The 18142-nt window shown below is 60.6% G+C and carries 19 protein-coding genes; 13 read left to right on the forward strand and 6 right to left on the reverse strand.

From position 1 onward, the window contains the following. Positions 1-564: 564 nt before the first annotated feature. Positions 565-1938 carry a nucleotide 5'-monophosphate nucleosidase PpnN gene (gene ppnN / locus AC1DXW_RS22825; RefSeq protein ID WP_477753881.1) on the reverse strand — a complete coding sequence of 458 codons (1374 nt, stop codon included), beginning with the start codon at positions 1936-1938 and terminating at the stop codon, positions 565-567. 234 nt (positions 1939-2172) lie between these two features. Here ppnN and AC1DXW_RS22830 point away from each other — a divergent pair, with 234 nt between their 5' ends. Beyond that, positions 2173-2700, forward strand: a complete 528-nt coding sequence (locus AC1DXW_RS22830; RefSeq protein ID WP_477753880.1) for a DUF3087 family protein — start codon at positions 2173-2175, stop codon at positions 2698-2700. A gap of 84 nt (positions 2701-2784) precedes the next feature. Further along, positions 2785-4329 (forward strand): sensor domain-containing diguanylate cyclase, encoded by a 1545-nt coding sequence (locus AC1DXW_RS22835; RefSeq protein ID WP_477753879.1) that lies wholly within the window; start codon positions 2785-2787, stop codon positions 4327-4329. 79 nt (positions 4330-4408) lie between these two features. Here AC1DXW_RS22835 and AC1DXW_RS22840 read toward each other — a convergent pair whose 3' ends face one another. From AC1DXW_RS22840 to AC1DXW_RS22850, 3 genes are all read right to left on the reverse strand, one after another. Continuing rightward, positions 4409-4771, reverse strand: coding sequence for a DUF2784 domain-containing protein (locus AC1DXW_RS22840; RefSeq protein WP_477753878.1), 363 nt, complete (start codon positions 4769-4771; stop codon positions 4409-4411). A 60-nt stretch (positions 4772-4831) separates the two neighbouring features. After that, entirely contained in the window at positions 4832-5707 is an 876-nt protein-coding gene (gene dapA / locus AC1DXW_RS22845) for a 4-hydroxy-tetrahydrodipicolinate synthase (protein WP_477753877.1), read from the reverse strand. Positions 5708-5992: 285 nt separating this feature from the next. Next, positions 5993-6928, reverse strand: coding sequence for a GGDEF domain-containing protein (locus tag AC1DXW_RS22850; protein WP_477753876.1), 936 nt, complete (start codon positions 6926-6928; stop codon positions 5993-5995). A gap of 168 nt (positions 6929-7096) precedes the next feature. On the opposite strand from AC1DXW_RS22850, the gene AC1DXW_RS22855 reads away from it, so the two are divergent. The 3 genes from AC1DXW_RS22855 to AC1DXW_RS22865 all read left to right on the forward strand — a co-directional run bounded on the left by AC1DXW_RS22855 (position 7097) and on the right by AC1DXW_RS22865 (position 8318). Next, complete coding sequence (locus tag AC1DXW_RS22855) at positions 7097-7795, forward strand: AzlC family ABC transporter permease (RefSeq protein WP_007978998.1); 699 nt, start codon at positions 7097-7099, stop codon at positions 7793-7795. After that, positions 7795-8106: an AzlD domain-containing protein gene (locus AC1DXW_RS22860; protein WP_177413237.1), complete on the forward strand. Its 312-nt coding sequence runs from the start codon at positions 7795-7797 to the stop codon at positions 8104-8106. Before AC1DXW_RS22855 ends, AC1DXW_RS22860 begins: the two co-directional genes overlap by 1 nt. A gap of 65 nt (positions 8107-8171) precedes the next feature. Then, complete coding sequence (locus AC1DXW_RS22865; RefSeq protein ID WP_008051909.1) at positions 8172-8318, forward strand: hypothetical protein; 147 nt, start codon at positions 8172-8174, stop codon at positions 8316-8318. Positions 8319-8485: 167 nt separating this feature from the next. Here AC1DXW_RS22865 and AC1DXW_RS22870 read toward each other — a convergent pair whose 3' ends face one another. Continuing rightward, a complete protein-coding gene (locus tag AC1DXW_RS22870) occupies positions 8486-9166 on the reverse strand; it encodes an SOS response-associated peptidase family protein (RefSeq protein WP_477753875.1) in 681 nt (226 codons plus the stop codon). A gap of 196 nt (positions 9167-9362) precedes the next feature. Here AC1DXW_RS22870 and AC1DXW_RS22875 point away from each other — a divergent pair, with 196 nt between their 5' ends. Continuing rightward, positions 9363-10262, forward strand: coding sequence for a polysaccharide deacetylase family protein (locus tag AC1DXW_RS22875; RefSeq protein WP_477760483.1), 900 nt, complete (start codon positions 9363-9365; stop codon positions 10260-10262). Positions 10263-10346: 84 nt separating this feature from the next. Here AC1DXW_RS22875 and AC1DXW_RS22880 read toward each other — a convergent pair whose 3' ends face one another. Further along, entirely contained in the window at positions 10347-11234 is an 888-nt protein-coding gene (locus tag AC1DXW_RS22880; RefSeq protein ID WP_477753873.1) for a LysR family transcriptional regulator, read from the reverse strand. A gap of 127 nt (positions 11235-11361) precedes the next feature. On the opposite strand from AC1DXW_RS22880, the gene AC1DXW_RS22885 reads away from it, so the two are divergent. From AC1DXW_RS22885 to benC, 7 genes are all read left to right on the forward strand, one after another. Further along, positions 11362-12501: a muconate cycloisomerase family protein gene (locus AC1DXW_RS22885; RefSeq protein ID WP_477760484.1), complete on the forward strand. Its 1140-nt coding sequence runs from the start codon at positions 11362-11364 to the stop codon at positions 12499-12501. 10 nt (positions 12502-12511) lie between these two features. Continuing rightward, positions 12512-12802, forward strand: a complete 291-nt coding sequence (catC, locus tag AC1DXW_RS22890; protein WP_477753871.1) for a muconolactone Delta-isomerase — start codon at positions 12512-12514, stop codon at positions 12800-12802. Positions 12803-12854: 52 nt separating this feature from the next. Next, on the forward strand, positions 12855-13784 hold the full coding sequence (catA, locus tag AC1DXW_RS22895) for a catechol 1,2-dioxygenase (RefSeq protein WP_477753870.1): 930 nt from the start codon (positions 12855-12857) through the stop codon (positions 13782-13784). 168 nt (positions 13785-13952) lie between these two features. Next, a complete protein-coding gene (locus AC1DXW_RS22900) occupies positions 13953-14912 on the forward strand; it encodes an AraC family transcriptional regulator (protein WP_477753869.1) in 960 nt (319 codons plus the stop codon). 259 nt (positions 14913-15171) lie between these two features. Continuing rightward, on the forward strand, positions 15172-16536 hold the full coding sequence (gene benA, locus AC1DXW_RS22905; protein ID WP_477760485.1) for a benzoate 1,2-dioxygenase large subunit: 1365 nt from the start codon (positions 15172-15174) through the stop codon (positions 16534-16536). Beyond that, the gene (gene benB / locus AC1DXW_RS22910; RefSeq protein WP_477760486.1) at positions 16533-17021 is read left to right on the forward strand and encodes a benzoate 1,2-dioxygenase small subunit; all 489 of its coding nucleotides are present in this window, start codon (positions 16533-16535) and stop codon (positions 17019-17021) included. The genes benA and benB overlap by 4 nt, the downstream gene beginning before the upstream one ends. 10 nt (positions 17022-17031) lie before the next feature. After that, entirely contained in the window at positions 17032-18045 is a 1014-nt protein-coding gene (benC, locus tag AC1DXW_RS22915; protein ID WP_477753866.1) for a benzoate 1,2-dioxygenase electron transfer component BenC, read from the forward strand. The last annotated feature ends 97 nt before the right edge of the window (positions 18046-18142 follow it).

Below are 18142 nucleotides of genomic sequence, written 5' to 3' on the forward strand. Positions count from 1 at the left end.
GGCTCGGGGTTCCTTCGCTCCGGTATTCATCCGGGGGCATTGCCCTCCGGTCGGCTTCGCTTCGACCTACATGCAATGAGTTCGACTGCGTCGAACGGCGCTGCGCGCCCATCCCCGGATAAATACCTCCACTCAGCCTCCCGAGGGGGCGGGTGGATCAAGATCAAGAGCTGCAGGCGAGCTAACGCTCGGCCTGATGAGTGGTGAGGAGCGTGGGTGTACGCCGAACTGCCTTTGTTTTTCTGTGGGAGCTGGCTTGCCCGCGAAGGCGGCCTGACAGCCGACCAAGCTCTTTCACATGTACCCGGCCCAACTGTGGGAGCGAGACTGCTCGCGATGGCGGCCTGATAGCCGACCAGAGTTTTACGGATGTCCCCGGTCCCTGTGGGAGCGAGCTTGCTCGCGATGACGGTCCGACAGCCGACGAATAGTCCTCTGGCTCACACCACCAATGTGGCGAGGGAGCTTGCTCCCTCGCCACAGGAATTTGTGTTTGTCAGGATGTGGTGATCCATTGTGGTGAGAGGGCAAGCTCCCCTCACCACAGCGTGTGGACCAGATTGGCTACGCCACCACGCGATAACACGGCACATACGCCGCCCCACCCGGCAGTTTCATGCGGTGCTGGGCGACGAAGGCTTTGAGCAGCAGGTCCAGCGGCTGCATGATCGCGGCGTCGCCACGGATCTGGTAGGGCCCGTGCTCTTCGATCAGGCGGATGCCCTTGTCCTTGACGTTGCCGGCGACGATGCCGGAGAACGCGCGGCGCAGGTTGGCCGCCAGTTCGTGGGACGGCAGGTCGAGGCTCAGCTTCAGGTTGGCCATGTTTTCGTGGGTCGGGTCGAACGGGCGCTGGAAGCCTTCGTCGATTTTCAACAGCCAGTTGAAGTGAAACGCATCGTTGCGCTCGCGACGGAACTGCTTGACCGCCTTGAGGCCCTGGGTCATCTGGCGGGCCACTTCGGCCGGGTCATCGATGATGATCTGGTAGTGCAGCTTGGCGGCGTCGCCCAGGGTGGCGCCGACGAACGCGTCCAGTTGTTCCAGGTACGGCGCGGCATGTTTCGGCCCTGTGAGGATGACCGGGAAGGGCAGGCCTTCATTGCCCGGGTGCATCAGGATGCCGAGCAGGTACAGGAACTCCTCGGCCGTCCCGGCGCCGCCCGGGAAGATGATGATGCCGTGGCCGACGCGGACGAAGGCTTCCAGGCGTTTTTCGATGTCCGGCAGGATCACCAGTTCGTTGACGATCGGGTTCGGCGCTTCGGCGGCGATGATTCCGGGTTCAGTCAGGCCCAGGTAGCGGCCGCCGTGGATGCGTTGCTTGGCGTGGGCGATGGTCGCGCCTTTCATCGGGCCTTTCATCACGCCGGGGCCGCAACCGGTGCAGATGTCCAGGCTGCGCAGGCCCAGTTCATGGCCGACTTTCTTGGTGTATTTGTATTCTTCGGTGTTGATCGAGTGCCCGCCCCAGCACACCACGATCTTCGGCTCGACGCCGGGACGCAGGGTGCGGGCGTTGCGCAGCAGGTGGAAGACGTAGTCGCTGATGCCCTGGGAGCTGCTCAGGTCGATGCGTTGGCTGTCGAGTTCGTTTTCGGTGTAGACGATGTCACGCAGGGCGCTGAACAGCATTTCGCGGGTGCTGGCGATCATTTCGCCGTCAACGAAGGCGTCGGCCGGAGCGTTCAGCAGTTCCAGGCGTACGCCGCGGTCCTGTTGGTGAATGCGGATCTCAAAATCTTTATAGGCTTCAAGAATGGTCTTGGCGTTGTCGACATGGGCGCCAGTGTTGAGGATGGCCAGGGCGCACTGGCGGAAGAGGGTGTAGGTGCTGCCGGAACCGGCTTCGCTCAATTGCTGGACTTCCCGTTGCGAGAGCGTTTCCAGGCTGCCTTTGGGGCTGACGGAGGCGTTGATAACTTGGCGTTGGGTCATTCAATGATCCTTAAAACGATGTCATTCATACAGCAACCACGAATGGCATCCGAATAATGTGTATTCATGAAAGAAGATGGCACGAACTGTGTGGTCTCGCCACGTCCCTCGCTTGACGATGAAAAGATGAAAAGGACCCCCAGCATAGCTAAATCCCTCGCAGAGGTGATAATGGCCCGCTGTCTTTTTGTCCCGGACCCCTTTTTACCATTGAAGCTCAGGAAACCCGACGCAATGTTCGAAATCCAGCCGATGAACGCCGACACCTACCGGCAACAGACGCGGCGCAGCACGGTCATCATTGCCCTGATCTTTCTGGCGCTGGCGATGATTCTGTCCACGGCGGCGGTGGCTCTGTTCGGCGAGGCTGGGGGCGATAATCTGCCCTTCAACGTCGGTGGCGTGTTTGTTGCGGTGCTGGCGATGGCGGCGCTGATGCGCAAAGTGTTCTGGCGCCAGGAATGGATGGCGCCGGCGGTCTATAGTTGGCAACTCAAGCGCAGCCTGATGAGCATCACCAATGTCATGCATCATGTAACGGCGGCCGTGGAACAGGGTGATCCGGTTGCCATGAAGCTGTTGCGTTTCTACCATTTGGGGTTGAACCAGATGCATCAGCTCGATGGCAACTCCAGCGACCACGGCCAGTTGATCCGCGAAATGGATCAGCACAAGGAACGGATGCAAGCGCTGGGCATCGATACCGGGCAGACGCGCCTGGATCCGGCGTGGCTGGAGGCGGTAAAGCAGGCGGCGCGCTAACATCATTGCGAGCCTGTAGCAGGCATAGTGAGCAAAAGCGGCGATCAGGAAGACTCGCCCTGTCACAGACAATCAGGGAGCACCATGCGACATCCGTCGATCAACGATCATATTGAAATGCTCCGGCCAGCCGTGCCCCGACTCAAAGTCCGTTCGGCGGTGATCCTGCTGGCGGCGGTGTGCCTGTCGATGATGGCTATCGTGATCTGGGAGGTCTGGAGTTCACGCCAGTACCTGCTGCATGACAAGGAAGTGGCGATGTCCAACCTTGCGCAGACCCTGGCCTCGCAAGCGCAGGCAACGATCAAGCAGGCCGACACGCTGCTGTTCACCCTGGTCGATCGGCTGGAGCACGAAGGTGTGGATCAATCCCGGCTGCCACAACTGCTCAACGTCCAGCGCCGTGAGTTGAGCCAGCTCCACGGCCTGTTCGTTTACGACGAAAAAGGGCAGTGGATCGCCAACTCCAATGGCGCCGGCCAGACCGGCGTCAACAATTCCGACCGCGAATACTTCATCTTCCATCGCGATAATCCCAGCCGTGGGCCGCACATCGGGCCGTCGATCAAGAGCCGTTCGAGCGGTGAATGGATCATGACGGTTTCGCGCCGGGTCAATCATCCCGATGGCAGCTTTGCCGGCGTGGCGCTGGCGTCGATTTACCTCAGCCATTTCCTGCAACTCTACGACAGCATCGACATGGGCAGTAACGGGGTGATCAACCTGATCGCCGACAATGCCAGCATTGTCATCCGCAGACCCTTCAAGGAGACGGATATCGGCACCAGCCTCGCCAAGAGCCCATTGTTCACCCAGTTGTTGCCCAAGGGCGACGGGGGCATGGCCACGATCAGGTCGATTGTCGACGGTGTCGAGCGGGTGACGGGGTACCGCCGGGTCGAGGGTTATCCGCTGATCGTTTTTACCGCGCTGAACAAGGATGAAGTGCTGGCCAGTTGGCGCCGGGAAACCCTGCTCAGCGTCTGCATCGTCACGCTGTTGCTGAGTTTTCTCGGGGTGCTGGGGTTGCGGCTTATCAAGCTGATGAAGCAGCAGAATCTGGTGCAGGTCGAGTTGCTGGACACCCAGGACAAGCTCCTGGAGGTCAATCGCAACCTCGAGGGCCTGGCCCTCAAGGACGCGCTGACGGGGCTGGCCAACCGGCGTCAGCTCGACGCTTTCATCGATGCCGAAATGGGGCGCGCCCGACGCAGCCAGGCCGAGTTGGCGCTGCTGATGATCGATGTCGATCATTTCAAACCGTTCAACGACCGCTACGGCCACCTGGCCGGTGATGAGTGTTTGCGCAAGGTCAGCGCGATCATCACGGACAACATCAAGCGCCCCGGTGACCTGGCCGCCCGTTATGGTGGCGAAGAGTTCGCCGTGGTGCTGCCTGGCTCCGATTACGTGGGGGCATTTCTGGTGGCGGAGAAAATCCGCCGCGCGGTGCTACAGGCCGACATTGCCCACAGCGACAGCCCGCAAGGCACCGTGACCGTCAGCGTCGGCGTGTGTGCCAGCAATGCCGATTCCCAGGTCCGTCCCGAAGACCTGATCGGTGCGGCAGACAAGGCGCTGTACGTGGCCAAGGCCAGTGGGCGGAACATGAGCGTGATTGCCAATTGAGCGTCGGGCGTCAGGCAACCCGATCCGTTCCTTGAACCAGTCGGATGGCCAGGGCGCGACCGTCAGGCAGGTTGAAGATTCAGGCTGCCCATCGCTTGATCAACCGAAGATAGATCAGCACGTTGATCAGCAACACCACGGCGCCCAATCCCAACTGAATGCCGGGTGTCAGCCCGGCCGGGTAAATCACCGGCCAAATGTAATGCTCGATGAATCCACCGCCATAGCCGGTTTGCCCGGCCCCATGACGCATGCGGTTTTCCCAGTCGGTCAGCGGGCAGGGCAGGTGGAAGAATTCCACCGCCATACCCCACAGCGCAGCGGGCGGATGCCACCAGATCAGGTGGCGCCATTTGAGCACCAGCAACCCGCCGAACAACACAAACACAATGAACAACAGGTGAAACAGCATCAGTCCATCGGCGGCGATTCGGTACAGCATGTCGGTGCCCCTGAAGGCTGAACGAATCGCTCCATGGTACTCGGGCCGGTGGCGGGCGCTCTATCGATTGTCGCGATCCAACGCCCTTAGCACGCCCTTCAAACGCTCAGTCATCGATTCACTACTGCGTTGCATCGGTGCGCGCAGTTCGTCACCGATCAAGCCTTCCAGGGCCAGCGCGGTTTTCACCGGGGCCGGGTTGGGCTCCAGGAACAGGCTGTTGATCAGCGGCAGCAAACGGAAAAACGTGGCGCGGCCTTCAGCCAATTGGTTGTCGCGGATCTGCCGGTGCAACTGCACGAACAGTTCGGGATGGACATGCGCCGATGCGGCAATCGCACCTTTGGCGCCCAGGCACAGGGCATTGAAGATCTGGTTGTCTTCGCCGCACAGCACGTCGACATGGCCGCTGTTGAGCAAGGCGAGGGTGTTCAAAAAATTACCGCCGCAATCCTTGATGGCGACGATGCGCTCGTGGGTGACGATGTTGAGCAGGGTCGCCTGTTCGAAGGCAACGCCGGTACGGTAAGGGATGTCGTAGAGAATCAGCGGAACGCTGGAGGCATCGGCGACCGTGCGGAAAAACGCTTCGAGGCCCGCCTGGGAGGGGCGGATGTAATACGGCGCCGGCACCAGCAGGCCAGCCACCGGGCGCTTGAGGATCTCGCTCTGGAACTGCAACAACTCGATCAGGTTGTTACCGGCCAGGCCCATGACCACCCGCTGCGCCGGCACCAGCTCCAGCACCGCATCGAGCACCGCCAGTTGCTCATGTTTGCCCATCGCCGCCGGTTCGCCGGTGGTGCCGCAAACGATGAGGCCGTCGACACCTTTTTCCAGCAGATGGTTGACCAGCCGGCGCAAACCGACGAAATCGATGGCGCCGTTGTGGAACGGTGTGACCAGTGGAACCCAGATACCTTGAAACGCTGACATGCACTTTCTCCTGATGGTTGACCGATTTCGTCACCGTCAGGAGCGTGGAAGGAGAGTAAGCAAGGGGAGGGTGGTCCGTCGCGCTCAATGTCCTGTCAGCTCATCTGACGGGACAGCGCGCCCCGGTCACATGAGCGACTGTTTCTTCGATTTGAGGGCGTGCGCAACGCAACCTTGCGCCTTGGCAATCAAGCCAATGACGGAAGTGTTGAGGTTGAAGGTTGCGGACATACTTGCTTACACCCTGAGTGAGGCGCCCAGTTTTAAAACCCGGAGCGCCGTTTGTCAATCACGAAAATCAGCGAACTCGGCGCGCATCCGACCATTGTGCTTGGCCTTGTAGAGCAACAGATCGACCTGTCCGACGAACTCCAGCGCCGTCGCATGCACCGAAACACCGGTGGTGCCGACACCGAGGCTGACGCTCAGCAGGTTCGACACCCCGGAAAACTCATGGGGAATCTGCTGCTGGCGAATCAGGTGCAGGCACTTGTGCGCCACCAGCCTGGCGGATTCGGCATCGGTTTCCGGCAGCAGCCAGACGAATTCTTCACCACCGATCCGCGCGATGAAATCCCGTGGCCGATTGGCCGCCAGGGACAAGGTTTGCGCGACGCGGCGCAGGCATTCATCGCCCTTGATGTGGCCGTAATGGTCGTTGTACTGCTTGAAGTAATCGATATCCAGCACGATCACCGACAATGGCAAACCGGTGCGCTGGGCGTGGTTCCACTCGCGCTCCAGCACGGTGTCGAACATGCGCCGGTTGGCGATGCCGGTCAGGCCGTCCTGGAAGGAATACTCTTCGAGTTGTTTTTGCAGGCGGATCAGGTGTTCTTCGGTTTTCTTGCGCTCGCTGATGTCGAACATGAAACCCACCAGCGCCTCGACTTCGCCGTCCTTGCGCACCACGTGCACCACATCGCGGATCCACACGTACCCGCCGCTTTCGGTGAGTGCGCGATAGTCGGCTTCGTGATCGATACCGGCGCGCGATTGCGAGACGCAGAAGTCCATCACATAGTCGCGGTCATCCGGATGCATGCGCTCGATCCAGTCATTGACCGAAAGCCAGCTGTCCTGTTTCCAGCCGAGCAATTGCTCGATCTGCGGCCCGATGTAGCTGAAGGTCATGGTTTTCCAGTCGATGCGCCAGGGAATCGCCCGGGTCGACTCAAGCAGGGTTTTATAAACGTCGCTGTCGGTTTCGACTGAACTCATGAAGGGCCTGCCTCGATGAAAATGCAGCGCCATCATGTTGTTACCACTTTGGTGAATCAAGCGGGCAGCCGATGAATGGCACACAGTCGTATCAGTGAGCAAGATTGTTCAAGCCTTCGGCCGCGACTGCTGGCAAAGTCCCGGGTCTTTCCCTGTCTGTAGAGCGTTATGTCCAACTCAATCATGCCGCGCAGTGCTTTTTTGCGCGGCGCCGCAGCGATCATGCCGTTGTCCCTGGCCACCGCGCCCTGGGGCTTGCTGGCTGGTTCCATGGCCATCGAAGCCAACCTCACGCCCCTGCAAGGCCAGGGCCTGTCGAGTATTGTGTTTGCCGGTGCCGCGCAACTGGTGGCCATCGGCATGCTCAAGGGGGGGGCCGGGATTTTTTCGATCTTGCTCACCACGTTGCTGCTGACCTCCCAGCATCTGCTCTACGGGATGAGCATGCGCTCGGTGATTTCGCCATTGCCGGGGCGCTGGCGTGCAGGGCTGGGGTTCTTGCTCACCGATGAGCTGTTCGCCTTGACCAGCCAGCACGACAAACAGCAGTTCAACCGTTGGTACGCCCTGGGCGTGGGCCTGACGTTCTACATCGCCTGGAACCTGTTCACCCTGGCAGGCATCGTCCTTGGCAGCAGCATTCCGGGCCTTGAACACCTGGGCCTGGACTTCTCCATCGCGGCCACCTTCATTGCCCTGATCACGCCGGTGGTACGCAACGTGCCAACCGTAGTGTGCGTGGCGGTGTCGCTGTTCTGCTCGGTGTTGTTCAGTTACTGGCAATGGGGCTCGGCGCTGGTGCTGTCGGGGCTGGCGGGCATGACCGCCGGGTTTGTCTGCAATAAATTCTACGGTGGACGCACATGATGGTCTGGGCAGTGATTGTCGGAATGGGCGTGTTGGTGTTCCTCAACCGCTACGTTTTTCTGGAACCGCGGCTGCCGGTGCGCTTGAGCAGCAACGCCCGGCAGTTCCTCGGGTTTGCCGTGCCAGGCATGTTGACTGCGATCTGTGGGCCGATTGTGTTCATGCCGGAAAAACAGCTGAACCTGCACTGGGACAATCCCTATCTGATCAGCTCACTGGTGGCGGTCGCTCTGGTGCTTTACACGCGTAATACGTTGCTCAGCATGCTGTTGAGCATGGGCTTCTTCTTTTTGTTGCGCTGGTGGTTTTGAGCGGGGCAGGGGAACTGATCTAAACTTGAAATTGATGACCGATCCCTTCAGGAAGCGAGGTGAACATGGCCAATGAACCCAAGCAACCGGACCTGGAAGAAGACGAGGACGAACCCACGGAAGAAGAGATTGAACAGCAGAAGCGTTCGGTACCGGACTGGAAGCATCCTGACGACGGTAAGGAATTGTCAGAGCCTGACCGCAAGTTCTGACCGGCACGCCAATACATCTGTAGGAGCGAGCTTGCTCGCGATGGATTCAAGGGCGCCGCGTTTAGCCAGTAAACACGCGTTATCGTTAACGACCATCGCGAGCAAGCTCGCTCCTACAGTGAACAGCATTGCGCCTTCTGAGTGGGGCTTTGTCGTTATTGATAGGTTCATGGAATTTCTTTAATCAGCGCGGCGCCCTGGTTCCTGACATTGCCAACGGCCCTATCGACCTTGTACCACTCAAATACCTCACTGACCTCGCCCTGGGATAACGCCATTTCCTCGGCTCGTTCCTTGGGCGTGGCCGGGTCCAGCCATTCCCGCGCCAGCTCGGGGGAGAACACCACCGGTCGCCGGTCATGCACATCGAGCATGCCACCGGCGCTGTCGGCCGTCAGGATGACGAAACCGTCGTGCTCCCTGTGAGGGGCTCCGCCGATGGGGTATTGACCGATCGCCGCGCAGAAAACCGGCGCCCGATTGCGTCGCCGGATCAACCACGGTTGTTTGTTGCCGTCACCGGCGTCGACCCATTCGAACCAGTTATCAATCGGGCAAATCGCGCGATGGGGCCAGATCGCCCGGAAGTACGGGCCGTGGGCGACTTTCTCGACCCGGGCATTGACCGGCTCCGTGCGATCCGTCGCCCAGTGCGGTCGCCAACCCCAGCGCACGGCATCGGCGTGCAGCCGATCATTCTCCAGGTGCAACAGGGCGAGTTGCGTGGTGGGCGCGGCGTTATAGTGCGCCAGGGGTTCGTTGCCGACGTGGTTGATCAGCGCGTCGGGGATGCTCAGCACCGCCACGAAGTCGTGAATCCCGCGGTATTGCGACAGTCGTCCGCACATGACCTGACACTCTGGTTGAGCATTTTTTTCAGTTTAGTTGGTGGCGACGAAACGGGCTTGGCAAGCACTGGAACCAAACTCTGTGTACCTTATCCAACCTCGGCCCGCCGTCTCGATGCGGGCTGACGACGGATGAACGGGCGAAGGATTCCTGCCAATTGAAGTATCGACTTGATGGTCTGACCCAAGGCAAAAGATGAAACAGTTGTTCAAGTGTTTAACGGTGTGCGCCTTGGCAGTGGGTCTGCTGGGGTGCATCGCAGCACCGATCGAAATGACTGCGCAGACCGAGCAGCGTTTGCACGAGCAACCCCCCATCCGCTTTCTGCTGACCTTCGATGACGGTCCCAGTGCATCGAGCTGGTGGAACCCGACCGTGACGGTGCTCGAGAGCCTGGCGCAAAACCCACTGCAACCGGGCATCAAAGCCGTGTTCTTCGTGCAAACCCGCGCACCGCGGGCTGGCGGCAGCGAGCTGGGCCGGGACATCATGCGCCGCGAACACGCCGAAGGTCATATCCTGGGCTTCCACACCGCCACGCCCTGGCACACCAATCATCGCTCGCTGGAGCCCCAGGAGCTGGAGCATTCCCTGACCGATGGCAGCGCCGACATCGCGGCGATCACCGGCGCACCCCCAACCTTGCTGCGCCCGCCATTCTGGAACTACGACAAACGCACCTTCGCCGCTTATCAGCGGCATGGCCTGCATGTGCTGTTGACGGACTTGAGCGCCAATGACGGCAAAATCTGGGGCTTCAACGCCAGCCCCCGGCGCCGGTCGCACATGCTGCGTTCGATGTCCGAAGTCCGCGAACGCATTGCCCGCGGCGAACTGCCGGTGGTCGATGGGGTGATTCCGGTGGTGGTGACCTTCCACGACCTCAACCGTTATACCGCCCGGCATACCCGCGAATACCTGCAGATTCTGCTCGACAGCGCCCGGGAGACCGGGGTGAAAACCGCGGACAAGCCGTTTTACGAGGATCAGGCCGCATTGCTGCGGGCTGCCATGGCGCGAACCGTGCGCGACGTTTCGCAGCCGGTCGAGTTGCCGGGGTTCTGGAATTGGATCTGGGGCGGGAACGCCCATTAGAAAACGTGCAGATAGGGCCGCTACGCAGCCCAGCGGGGCGGCGCGGGGTTCCGACAAGCTCCCTCGACACAGGTATTTACTGCCTTAAATTGCCGGTGGCAGCAGCTCATCTATCATCCGCAAACAATGGTTCAACCCCGGCGACACATCGCCCACCCGTCGGCTGAGAATGATCGGCGAGGTGGCGTTGTCTTCCAGCAATGGTGTGAAACCGATGTCGTCGCGGTGCAGCAACTGCACCGAGGCGGGCACCAGCGTGACCCCGATGCCTGCCCCCACCAGGCCGATCGCCGTTTGCAGCTCGTTGGTCCATTGCGCGACGTGGATGCGCACGCCATAGGACTCAAACAGGGCAATCACATGGTCGGCGTAACTCGGCCGTGGGTTGCCGGGGTACAGCACAAAGGGTTCCTTTGCCAGCTCCCGCAGGCTGATGGGACCGGCGAGCAGCGGATGCCCGGCGGGCAGGGCGGCGACCAGGCGGTCTTCGGTGAGCACGGTCTGGACGATGGCCGGATCGTCGATGCGGATCCGGCCGAAACCGATGTCGATGCGCCCGGCCTTGAGCGCCTGCACCTGTTGCAACGTGGTCATTTCCGACAGCCCCAGTTCAAGCTCCAGCGGCTCGCCGCTGCGCAAGCGGCGGATCAGTTCCGGCAGCACGCCATACAGTGTCGATGGCGCAAAGCCGATCCCCAGCCAGGTTTTCTCACCCAGCCCGATACGCCGCGTGTTGTCGCAGACCTTGTTCAGTTGTTCGAGCAGGGCGGTGGAGTGCTCATGGAAAAACCGCCCGGCGTCGGTCAGCTTCAGCGGTCGGCCGCGCTCCAGCAGCATCACCCCCAGTTCGTCCTCCAGTTGCTGGATCTGCCGGCTCAGGGGCGGTTGGGCGATGTGCAGCAGCTCTGCGGCGCGGGTGAAGTTGAGGGTTTGAGCCAATACCTGGAAATAACGCAGGTGACGCAATTCCATGGAGCCTCCAGATGCTGATCAGTTGCATACCTTTAAGGTATCAAGTCAGACCAATTCTATATTGGCATCGCGAAAAAAGCCGTACGAGAATCGATTCCAGAACTTCAAGAACCTGACGGGTATCGAAATGCTTGCAACAGCCATTGAGTCGATCGAGACGATCATCGTCGATCTGCCGACCATCCGCCCGCACAAGCTGGCGATGCACACCATGCAGAACCAGACCCTGGTGATCATTCGTGTGCGTTGCGCCGACGGCATCGAAGGCATCGGCGAATCCACCACCATCGGTGGCCTGGCCTACGGCAATGAAAGCCCGGACAGCATCAAGACCAACATCGACACGCACTTCGCACCGCTGTTGATCGGCCAGGACAGCAACAACGTCAACGCTGCCATGTTGCGCCTGGAGCGCAGCATCCGCGGCAACACCTTCGCCAAATCCGGTATTGAAACCGCACTGCTCGATGCCCTGGGTAAACGCCTCGGCCTGCCGGTCAGCGAATTGCTCGGCGGCCGTGTTCGCGACGCGCTGCCCGTGGCCTGGACCCTGGCCAGCGGCGACACCGAGAAAGACATCGCCGAAGCGGAAAAAATGCTCGACCTGCGTCGCCATCGCATCTTCAAACTGAAGATCGGCGCCGGTGAGGTCAACCGCGACCTGGCCCACGTCATCGCCATCAAGAAGGCCCTGGGTGACCGCGCCAGTGTGCGGGTCGACGTCAATCAGGCCTGGGACGAAGCGGTCGCGATTCGCGCCTGCCGGATCCTCGGCACCAACGGCATCGACCTGATCGAACAGCCGATCTCGCGCAACAACCGCGCCGGCATGGCTCGCCTGAACGCCATGAGCCCGGCGCCGATCATGGCCGACGAATCCATCGAATGCGTGGAAGATGCGTTCAACCTGGCCCGCGAAGGCGCGGCCTCGGTGTTCGCCCTGAAAATCGCCAAGAACGGTGGCCCACGCGCTGTATTGCGTACCGCCTCCATCGCCGAAGCAGCCGGCATCGCCCTGTACGGCGGCACCATGCTTGAAGGTGGCTTGGGCACCATGGCCTCGGCCCATGCCTTCGTCACGCTGAACAAACTGGCGTGGGACACCGAGCTGTTCGGCCCGTTGCTGCTGACCGAAGACATTCTCAGCGAACCGCTGGTGTACCGCGATTTTGAACTGCACGTGCCGAATACACCGGGTCTGGGCCTGAGCCTGGATGAAGAGCGCCTGGCGTTCTTCCGCCGCGACAAGACCATTCATCGAGCCTGAGGAGAGCATTATGCTGTTCCACGTAAAAATGACCGTGAACCTGCCGGTCGACATGAATCCGCAAGCGGCAACCAAACTCAAGGCTGACGAAAAAGCCCTGGCCCAGCGCCTGCAAGAGCAGGGCAAGTGGCGCCACCTGTGGCGCATCGCCGGGCACTACGCCAATTACAGCGTGTTCGATGTCGACAGCGTTCAGGAGCTGCATGACCTGCTGATGCAATTGCCACTGTTTCCGTACATGGCCATCGAGATCGACGCGATGTGCCGGCATCCTTCTTCCATCCGTGACGATGACCGCTGAGTCCAGCCTGTTCAGCGCGCTACGCTAATAATTACAAGATGAGGAACCCAGAATGAACGTCAAGATTTCCCACACTGCCGAAGTCCAGAAATTTCTCGAAGAAGCCAGCGGCCTGCTCAACGACGCCGGCAACCCACGAACCAAGGCGCTGGTGTACCGCATCCTGCGTGATTCGGTGAACATCATCGAAGACCTGGCCGTGACCCCGGAAGAATTCTGGAAAGCCGTCAACTACCTCAACGTGCTGGGCGCGCGCCAGGAAGCCGGGCTGCTGGTGGCCGGTGTCGGGCTGGAGCATTACCTCGACCTGTTGATGGACGCCGAAGACGAACAGGCCGGTAAGTCCGGCGGCACGCCGCGCACCATCGAAGGCCCGCTGTACGTGGCCGGTGCGCCGCTGTCGCAAGGCGAAGCGCGACTCGACGATGGCGTCGATCCGGGCGTGACCCTGTTCATGCAAGGCCGCGTGTTCAACACAGCTGGCGAACCTTTGGCTGGCGCCGTGGTCGACGTCTGGCACGCCAATACCGGTGGCACCTACTCGTACTTCGATACCACGCAATCGGAATTCAACCTGCGCCGCCGCATCGTGACCGACGCCGAAGGCCGCTATCGTTTGCGTAGCATCGTGCCGTCGGGCTACGGCTGCCCACCGGACGGTCCGACCCAGCAACTGCTCGATCAACTGGGCCGTCATGGCCAGCGTCCGGCGCACGTGCACTTCTTCATTTCCGCGCCGGATCATCGCCACCTGACCACCCAGATCAACCTCGACGGCGATCAGTACCTGCACGACGATTTTGCCTACGCCACCCGTGACGAATTGATCGCCAGGATCACCTTCAGTGACGATCAGCAGCGCGCGGCGGCCCATGGTGTGAGCGGTCGCTTTGCCGAAATCGAGTTCGACTTCACCTTGCAGTCGACCGCCCAGCCTGAAGAGCAGCAGCGCCACGAGCGGGTTCGCGCACTGGAAGACTGATCGCAAAATCCTGTAGGAGCGAGCTTGCTCGCGATGGTCGTTAACGATGACGCGTGTTTGCTGGCTAAACGTGGCGTTCTCAAGTCCATCGAGAGCAAGCTCGCTCCTACAAGTGTTTCGGTTCTAGAATGAACTGAAGCAACTCATAACAACAATCAGAGTGACCCGATGATGCAAGCTCAACTGTTGAGTCAGCGCAGCAGAGTATTCGACCATGCCGACCCTTATGCGGTGTCGGGCTACGTCAATCAGCACGTCGGCAACCACTGCATTCTCATGCCCCGCGCCGGCAGTCCGCTGGCCAGCCTTGATCATCGCAAGTTCGCCAGCCTCGACTTGTGCCGCATCAGCTACGGTGCCAGCGTGCGCGTGACGTCCGGTGCGCTGGACAGCATTTATCACCTGCAAGTGCTGCTGCGCGGCAATTGCCTGTGGCGTGGCCACGGCCAGGAACATTACTTCGCTCCCGGCGAATTGCTGCTGATCAATCCCGATGATCCGGTGGACCTGACGTACTCCGCCGATTGCGAAAAATTCATCCTCAAAGTCCCGACCCGCTTGTTCGAATCGGTCTGCGATGAGCAGCGCTGGCGCTATCCGCGGCAGGGCGTGCGGTTTCTGGAAAACCGTTATCAGCTCAATGAACTGGAAGGTTTCGTCAACCTGTTGGCGATGATCTGCCAGGAGGCTGAATCCACCGAGCAGATCCCCAGGGTGCAGGAGCATTACACGCAGATCATCGTCAGCAAGATGCTCAGCCTGATGAAAACCAATGTCTGCCGCCTCGAACCGGGCTCGCAGACCGCCACCTTCGAGGCGATTGCCGATTACATCGCCAATAACCTCAAGCAGGACATCGACAGCGAAGCACTGGCGCGCCAGGCGCACATGAGCCTGCGCTCGTTGTACGGACTGTTCGAGCGCAATGCCGGCCTTACGCCGAAAAACTACCAGCGCCAGAAACGCCTGGAACGCATCAACGCCTGCCTCAGCGACCCGACCTGCAACGTGCGCAACGTCACCGAAGTGGCGATGGATTACGGCTTCCTGCACCTGGGCCGGTTCTCCGACAGCTATCGCAAGCAGTTCGGCGAATTGCCGTCCGATACCCTCAAGCGTCGGCATTGAGACCTTCAAGTTTGATGTTGTCTGGTCTGGCGCCATCGCGAGCAAGCTCGCTCCCACAGGGATTTCTTCGCTCCTGTGGGAGCGAGCTTGCTCCGGGCGGCGTTCCGACGATGGGGTCGGCACATTCACCATTGATGGCGCCTGACACACCACCAGTGACTGCACAAAACGGATAAAGGTCTGCACCCCGCGGATACTCCAGCCTGACCCCCCGTCCTAGCATGGCCCTGCCTGAACAATAACAATGGAGGCGGCGGCCATGACCCTGCGACCTGAATATTTGCATTCCCTGCTTGAAGACGATCCCGAGCAGGGCCTCTATCGCTGCAAGCGCGAGATGTTCACCGACCCCCGGTTGTTCGACCTGGAGATGGAACACATCTTCGAAGGCAACTGGCTGTACCTGGCCCACGAAAGCCAGATCCCCAACATCAACGATTTCTACACCACCACCATGGGGCGCCAGTCGATCTTCATCGCGCGCAACAAGGACGGTGTGCTCAATGCCTTCATCAACGCCTGCAGCCATCGCGGCGCGACCCTGTGCCGGCACAAGTCCGGCAACAAGAGCTCCTACACCTGCCCGTTCCACGGCTGGACCTTCAACAACTCCGGCAAGCTGCTCAAGGTCAAGGACCCGGCCAACGCCGGTTACCCGGCGAGCTTCAACTGCGAAGGCTCCCACGACCTGACCAAGGTTGCGCGTTTCGAGTCCTATCGTGGCTTCCTGTTCGGCAGCCTGAAAGCCGACGTTTTGCCACTGGTTGAACACCTGGGCGAGTCGGCGAAGATTATCGACATGATCGTCGACCAGTCGCCTGATGGCCTGGAAGTGCTGCGGGGTTCTTCGAGCTACATCTACGAAGGCAACTGGAAACTCACCGCCGAAAACGGCGCCGACGGCTACCACGTCAGCTCCGTGCACTGGAACTACGCGGCCACCCAGAACCAGCGCAAGCAGCGCGAGGCCGGCGACAGCAATCCGACCATGAGCGCCGGCAGCTGGGCCAAGCAGGGTGGTGGTTTCTATTCCTTCGACAAGGGCCACATGCTGCTCTGGACCCGCTGGGCCAACCCGGAAGACCGTCCGCTGTACGAGCGTCGCGACGAACTGGCGCAAGACTTCGGCAAGGCCCGCGCCGACTGGATGATCGAGAATTCGCGCAATCTGTGCCTGTACCCCAACGTGTACCTGATGGACCAGTTCAGCTCGCAGGTCCGCATCGCCCGGCCGATCTCGGTCAATCGCACGGAAATCACCATCTACTGCATCGCCCCGAAAGGCGAGAGCGACCACGCCCGTTCCAGCCGCATTCGCCAGTACGAGGATTTCTTCAACGTCAGTGGCATGGCCACGCCGGACGACCTGGAGGAATTCCGTTCCTGCCAGACCAGCTATCAGGGCAGCGTCACCACCTGGAACGACATGTCCCGTGGTGCCGAGCACTGGATCGAAGGCGCTGACGAGGCCGCCAAAGAGATCGACCTGCACCCGCTGCTCAGCGGCGTACGCACCGAAGACGAAGGCCTGTTCGTGCTGCAACACAAATACTGGCAGCAGACCATGCTCAAGGCCCTGGCGGCCGAGCAGTCGAAGCTGATCGCCGTGGAGGACGTGCAATGACCATCACCTACGACAGCGTGCGCGATTTCCTCTACCGCGAAGCGCGCTACCTCGACGACCGGCAGTGGGACGAATGGCTTGAAATGTACGCCCCCGACGCGACGTACTGGATGCCGTCCTGGGACGACAACGACGAATTGACCGAGGACCCGCAGCGGGAAATCTCGCTGATCTGGTACGGCAACCGCACGGGCCTTGAAGACCGCATCTTTCGCATCAAGACCGAGCGCTCCAGCGCCAGCGTGCCGGACACCCGCACCTCCCACAACATCAGCAACATCGAGCTGCTCGAACAGGCCGACGGACTGTGCAAGGTGCGCTTCAACTGGCACACCCTGAGTTTTCGCTACAAGACCGTCGACAGCTATTTCGGCAGCAGTTTCTACACCCTCGATGTGCGCGGTGAAAACCCGTTGATCAAGGCCAAGAAAGTGATCCTGAAGAACGACTACGTTCGTCAGGTCATCGATGTTTACCACCTGTGAGGCGGCCGTCATGACCCATTCCATTGCATTCAACTTTGAAGACGGCGTCACCCGATTCATCGACGCCAATGCCGGCGAAACGGTGGCCGATGCCGCGTACCGCCAAGGCATCAATATTCCGCTGGACTGCCGCGACGGCGCTTGCGGCACCTGCAAGTGTTTTGCCGAAGCCGGCACCTACGACTTGGGTGAGGAGTACATCGAAGACGCCCTCAGCCCTGAAGAGGCCGAGCAGGGTTTTGTCCTGACCTGCCAGATGCGCGCCCAAAGCGATTGCGTGGTGCGCGTACCGACCTCCTCGCAGGTTTGCCGCACCCGTCAGGCCTGCTACGACGCGACCATCAGCGCCGTGCGCCAGTTGTCCGACAGCACCATCGCGCTGTCGATCAAGGGCGAGGCCTTGAGCAAGCTGGCGTTCCTGCCGGGGCAATATGTGAACCTGGGGATCCCCGGCAGCGAGCAGACCCGTGCCTATTCGTTCAGCTCGTTGCAGCGCGACGGCGAGGTCAGCTTCCTGATCCGCAACGTGCCCGGTGGCTTGATGAGCAGTTTCCTGACCGGCATGGCCAAGGCCGGTGACAGCATGAGCCTGGCAGGTCCCTTGGGCAGCTTTTACCTGCGCGACATCCGTCGGCCGCTGTTGCTGTTGGCCGGTGGCACCGGGCTGGCCCCGTTCACCGCGATGCTGGAGAAGATCGCCGAGCAGGGCAGCGATCATCCGCTGCATCTGATCTACGGCGTGACCCACGATTTCGACCTGGTGGAAGTCGACCGCCTCGAAGCCTTCGCCGCGCGCATCCCCAACTTCACCTTCAGCGCTTGCGTCGCCAGCCCCGAGAGTCAGCACCCGCTCAAGGGCTACGTGACCCAGCACATCGAGCCAAAGCATTTGAACGATGGCGACGTCGACGTTTACCTGTGCGGCCCGCCGCCGATGGTCGAGGCCGTCAGCCAGTTCATCCGCGAACAAGGCATCGCACCGGCCAACTTCTACTACGAAAAGTTTGCTGCCAGCGCGGCTTGAGTCGTGCACGAACTCCCGGTGTTGGCAAAGACCCAATGTGGGAGCGAGCTTGCTCGCGATAGCGTCCTGCCAGGCAACATCAATGCTGAATGTTCCG

This window comes from Pseudomonas sp. P4_C4, from assembly GCF_056402055.1.

Bases quoted from the DNA above. Each gene is read 5' to 3' on its own strand.
- AC1DXW_RS22865 (WP_008051909.1), top strand. From the start codon at position 8,172: ATGGCCAATGAACCCAAGCAACCGGACCTGGAAGAAGACGAGGACGAA.
- AC1DXW_RS22840 (WP_477753878.1), bottom strand. From the start codon at position 4,771: ATGCTGTACCGAATCGCCGCCGATGGACTGATGCTGTTTCACCTGTTG.
- catC (WP_477753871.1), top strand. From the start codon at position 12,512: ATGCTGTTCCACGTAAAAATGACCGTGAACCTGCCGGTCGACATGAAT.
- benA (WP_477760485.1), top strand. From the start codon at position 15,172: ATGACCCTGCGACCTGAATATTTGCATTCCCTGCTTGAAGACGATCCC.
- catA (WP_477753870.1), top strand. From the start codon at position 12,855: ATGAACGTCAAGATTTCCCACACTGCCGAAGTCCAGAAATTTCTCGAA.
- AC1DXW_RS22900 (WP_477753869.1), top strand. From the start codon at position 13,953: ATGATGCAAGCTCAACTGTTGAGTCAGCGCAGCAGAGTATTCGACCAT.
- AC1DXW_RS22850 (WP_477753876.1), bottom strand. From the start codon at position 6,928: ATGAGTTCAGTCGAAACCGACAGCGACGTTTATAAAACCCTGCTTGAG.
- AC1DXW_RS22885 (WP_477760484.1), top strand. From the start codon at position 11,362: ATGCTTGCAACAGCCATTGAGTCGATCGAGACGATCATCGTCGATCTG.
- benC (WP_477753866.1), top strand. From the start codon at position 17,032: ATGACCCATTCCATTGCATTCAACTTTGAAGACGGCGTCACCCGATTC.
- AC1DXW_RS22875 (WP_477760483.1), top strand. From the start codon at position 9,363: ATGAAACAGTTGTTCAAGTGTTTAACGGTGTGCGCCTTGGCAGTGGGT.
- dapA (WP_477753877.1), bottom strand. From the start codon at position 5,707: ATGTCAGCGTTTCAAGGTATCTGGGTTCCACTGGTCACACCGTTCCAC.
- AC1DXW_RS22835 (WP_477753879.1), top strand. From the start codon at position 2,785: ATGCGACATCCGTCGATCAACGATCATATTGAAATGCTCCGGCCAGCC.
- ppnN (WP_477753881.1), bottom strand. From the start codon at position 1,938: ATGACCCAACGCCAAGTTATCAACGCCTCCGTCAGCCCCAAAGGCAGC.
- AC1DXW_RS22870 (WP_477753875.1), bottom strand. From the start codon at position 9,166: ATGTGCGGACGACTGTCGCAATACCGCGGGATTCACGACTTCGTGGCG.
- AC1DXW_RS22860 (WP_177413237.1), top strand. From the start codon at position 7,795: ATGGTCTGGGCAGTGATTGTCGGAATGGGCGTGTTGGTGTTCCTCAAC.
- AC1DXW_RS22830 (WP_477753880.1), top strand. From the start codon at position 2,173: ATGTTCGAAATCCAGCCGATGAACGCCGACACCTACCGGCAACAGACG.
- AC1DXW_RS22880 (WP_477753873.1), bottom strand. From the start codon at position 11,234: ATGGAATTGCGTCACCTGCGTTATTTCCAGGTATTGGCTCAAACCCTC.
- benB (WP_477760486.1), top strand. From the start codon at position 16,533: ATGACCATCACCTACGACAGCGTGCGCGATTTCCTCTACCGCGAAGCG.
- AC1DXW_RS22855 (WP_007978998.1), top strand. From the start codon at position 7,097: ATGTCCAACTCAATCATGCCGCGCAGTGCTTTTTTGCGCGGCGCCGCA.